The organism is Pseudomonas sp., assembly GCF_030690725.1.
GTDB lineage: Bacteria > Pseudomonadota > Gammaproteobacteria > Pseudomonadales > Pseudomonadaceae > Aquipseudomonas.
Genome location: NZ_JAUYGD010000025.1, coordinates 1 through 3,891, shown reverse-complemented (window position 1 = coordinate 3,891; position 3,891 = coordinate 1). Strand labels below are relative to the sequence as shown.

Genomic DNA, 3,891 nt, shown 5'->3' with positions numbered 1-3,891 from the left:
TTTTCCAGGTCAAAGCTGGCCAGCACCGGGTTGAGCAATTCGTACTCGATACCCTTGGCGATGTAGGCCGGCAGGGCCTTGGCGTACAGCTCGCTCATTGCGTGGTGGGTGGCGCTGGTGGCGACACCGAGGAAGCCCAGGCCTTCGGCGCGGATGTTGTCCATCAGCAGTCGCGCGGTGACGTAGCTCTAGTTCGGCTCACGCTCAACCAGGGTGCGCGCGGTCATCACCAGGGCGGTGCTGACGTCGCTTTGCGCTACGCCGTCGGCGAGGTTTTTCAGGGTTTCTTTCTGGATCAGCGCACCGTCAACTTCCGCCAGGCCTTCGCAGGCTTCGGTGACGATGGTGTTGAGGCGACCCATGTCCAGCGGCGCAACCGTGCCGTCGAGGTGGGTGACGCGAATGCTTGGGTGCGGCTCGGCAATGTCGGCGGCGCCGGTCTTGCGCGCCTGGCTGCGCGATTCACGGTAGATCACGTAGTCGCGGGCAACTTTCTGCTCGCCGGAACGCATCAGGGCCAGTTCGACCTGGTCCTGAATTTCTTCGATATGGATGGTGCCGCCGGACGGCATGCGGCGCTTGAAGGTGGCGCTGACCTGTTCGGTCAGACGCGCGACGGTTTCATGGATACGCGACGAAGCGGCTGCGGTGCCGCCTTCTACGGCGAGAAAGGCCTTGGTGATGGCAACGGTGATCTTGTCATCGGTGTACGGCACCACGGTGCCGTTACGCTTGATCACACGCAGTTGACCCGGCGCGGTGGCGCTCAGGCTCTGGTTGTCATCGGTGGCCTGCGGCGCATTGGCCTGCGGGTTCTCGCGGGAGGTGTCGGTGTGCATGAAAGTCTCCATGTTCTGTATTTATTAGTTAGACGCTTTGCCGTCGATCACTGCGGCTACTGCCATTCATTCCATTTCAACAATGCCATGGGCGCAGCCAAAGGCCGGGCACATGGGGACTTGCAAATTGGGCAGGGAAGGTACGACTAAAGCGCCTTCCTGGCTCAAGAGTCACACGTCAAGGCGTTTTTGCGCCTCAACTACTACATCTAGTGGTGCAACCGCGTGTGCGGTCGCTGCTTTATTCTTTTTCAGGCGCGCCGAGCGCTGCACTGAAGGATGGCCTGCTGCGGTAGAGCAGGCGTACTGCAAAGGTCTTTCAGGCGACCGGTGACGGGCTGGGATCAGGCCGTGTGCGAGTCATTCTTCTTGTGTCCGGTTGCCAGGCTAAACCCAACATGTGGTGGGTGTCGCGCGATTGGCATACAAGATAATGCGCTATCTGGGGTATTGCAAGGCGATAGAGTAAGAACAACCTGTGGATAAGTTGTGGGTGAATTGTGGGTTAAACCGCGCGATTGGCGGCAAGCCCGCATGCTTGCTGGGGTGTACCGTTCGTCGGTGCTGGCCAGGCTTTTTCCGTGGGTTGCCCAGACGTGGCCTATCTCTCAGGCCGATACTACATCTAGTGTTTTTACAGAAATATGGCATGCGCTATGCAGTGCCCGGGGCATTGATACAATGCCGGCCGTTTTCGTGTTGTCAGGAGTCCGTTGTGGAGCAGCAGTCGTGGCACATTCTTATTGTCGAAGACGACCAGCGCCTGGCCGAGTTGACCCGTGAGTACCTGGAGGGCAACGGCCTCAACGTGTCTATCGAGATGGACGGCGCGCAGGCCGCCGCGCGGATTCTGCAGGAGCAGCCTGACCTGGTAATTCTCGACCTGATGCTGCCGGGCGAAGACGGCCTGTCGATTTGCCGCAAGGTGCGCGGGCAATACGACGGGCCTATCCTGATGCTCACTGCGCGTACCGACGACATGGATCAGGTGCTGGGCCTGGAAATGGGTGCGGACGACTATGTCTGCAAGCCGGTGCGCCCGCGCGTGCTGCTGGCGCGCATCCGCGCACTGCTGCGCCGCCATGAGGGTAGTGAGGCGCAGGCGCCGAGCGAGCGCCGGCGCTTGCAGTTCGGCCCGCTGGTGATCGACAGCGCCATGCGTGAAGCCTGGCTGGGCGAGCAGGGCATCGAGCTGACCAGTGCCGAATTCGACCTGCTGTGGCTGCTGACCTCCAACGCCGGGCGGATTCTTTCGCGTGAGGAAATCTTTAACGCCCTGCGCGGCATCGAATACGACGGCCAGGACCGCTCCATCGACGTGCGCATTTCGCGCATCCGCCCGAAAATCGGCGACGACCCGATGCACCCCCGGCTGATCAAGACCGTGCGCAGCAAGGGCTATCTGTTTGTCGCCGAAGCGGCTGAAGCACTGACATGAAGTCGCTGCCATGAACTCGATCTTCCTGCGCATCTATGGCGGCATGCTCGCCGTGCTGGTGCTCGTTGCACTGCTCGGCGTCGGCGCGCTGCAGCTGCTTAACGACGTGCGGGTGGATCAATACCGTGAACGCCTGGCCCAGGGCACCTTCCGCCTGATGGCCGATAACCTGTCGCCGATGGTGGATATCGAGCGGCGCCGCGCGGTGACGGTGTGGGGGCGCTTGCTCGGTATACCGCTGCGCGTCGAGACTCTGGAAAGCGCTGGGCTGGACAGCGGCGCGCGCAATAGCCTGCGCCGCGGTCAGGTGCTGGTACGGCAGACCGGCCCGCACGAGGCGCGCATCTTTAGTCAGTTGGACGAACAGCCGTTGCTGCTGATTGCCGATGTGCAGCAGGTCAGCGAGCAACTGGCCCGCGCCACCAGTTTTCTGCTGATCGATGAACTGGTGCGTTATCCCTGGGATGAGCAGCCGCGCCGGCTGGCCGCTTTGAAAAAGGACAAACAGTTTGGCTTTGACTTGCGCCTGGTGCGCCTCGATCAGGCCGACCTCGACCCCGATCAGCGCCGCCGCGTGGACGAAGGCGACACGGTGATGGCCCTGGGTCGTGGCGGCGACAGCATCCATGTGTTCTCCGGCATCGTCGACACGCCCTGGGTGCTGGAAATCGGCCCGCTGTATCAGATGAATCCCTACCCAGCGCAGTGGCTGGTGCTGATCGGCGCGCTAAGCCTGAGTCTGATTGGCTTGATGGTTTACCTGCTGGTGCGCCCGCTGGAGCAGCGCCTGAGTGATCTGGAAGGCGCCGCCACGCGCATCGCCAGCGGCCGCCTGGATGCCCGCGTGCCGACCCGTGGCAGCGATTCGGTGGGGCGCCTGGCGGCGGCCTTTAACGCCATGGCCGAGCATTTGCAGCGTTCCCTGAGTATTCAGCGTGAGATGGTCCGCGCGGTGTCCCATGAGCTGCGCACGCCGGTGGCGCGCCTGCGCTTTGGCTTGGAAATGATCGGCGACGCGGAAACCGATGCAGCGCGGCGCAAATATATGGAGGGCATGGACAGCGATATCCAGGACCTCGACAAGCTGGTCGACGAGATGCTCACCTACGCGCGTTTGGAGCAGGGCGCGCCGGCGCTGAACTTCCAGCAGGTCGACCTGGGCGAGCTGATCGATCAGGTGATCACCGAGCTGGCGCCATTGCGCGCCAGCGTGCGGGTCGTGCATGGCCCCTCGCGCGATGCCCTGGATGGCGGCGGCGCCTGTGTCGAAGCCGAACTCCGCTACCTGCACCGCGCCCTGCAGAATCTGGTGAGCAACGCCATGCGCCATGCCGAATCACGGGTGCGGGTCAGCTATCAGGTGGGCCAGCAGCGTTGTCGCCTGGATGTCGAAGACGACGGCCCTGGTGTGCCCGAAGAGGCCTGGGAGCGGATATTCACGCCGTTCCTGCGCCTGGACGACAGCCGCACCCGCGCCTCGGGTGGGCATGGCCTGGGCCTGTCCATCGTGCGCCGCATCACCTACTGGCACGGCGGTCGTGCGCAGATCAGCCGCAGCGAAGAGCTGGGCGGCGCCTGTTTTAGTCTGATCTGGCCGCGTAAGCAGGGCAGAGT

At 62.9% G+C, this 3,891-nt stretch carries 2 protein-coding genes and 1 pseudogene; 2 read left to right on the top strand and 1 reads right to left on the bottom strand.

Annotated features, from left to right (window positions below; all coding sequences use genetic code 11):
- Positions 1-839, bottom strand: a pseudogene (locus tag Q8O69_RS04925) (ATP cone domain-containing protein); the annotation flags it as partial.
- Between the two features lie 715 nt (positions 840-1,554).
- Here Q8O69_RS04925 and Q8O69_RS04920 point away from each other — a divergent pair.
- Together Q8O69_RS04920 and Q8O69_RS04915 are read left to right on the top strand one after the other, a co-directional pair.
- The gene (locus tag Q8O69_RS04920; protein WP_305590040.1) at positions 1,555-2,277 is read left to right on the top strand and encodes a response regulator; all 723 of its coding nucleotides are present in this window, start codon (positions 1,555-1,557) and stop codon (positions 2,275-2,277) included.
- Between the two features lie 10 nt (positions 2,278-2,287).
- Positions 2,288-3,891 (top strand): ATP-binding protein (locus Q8O69_RS04915; RefSeq protein ID WP_305590038.1); only part of this gene is annotated, 1,604 nt, incomplete at its 3' end.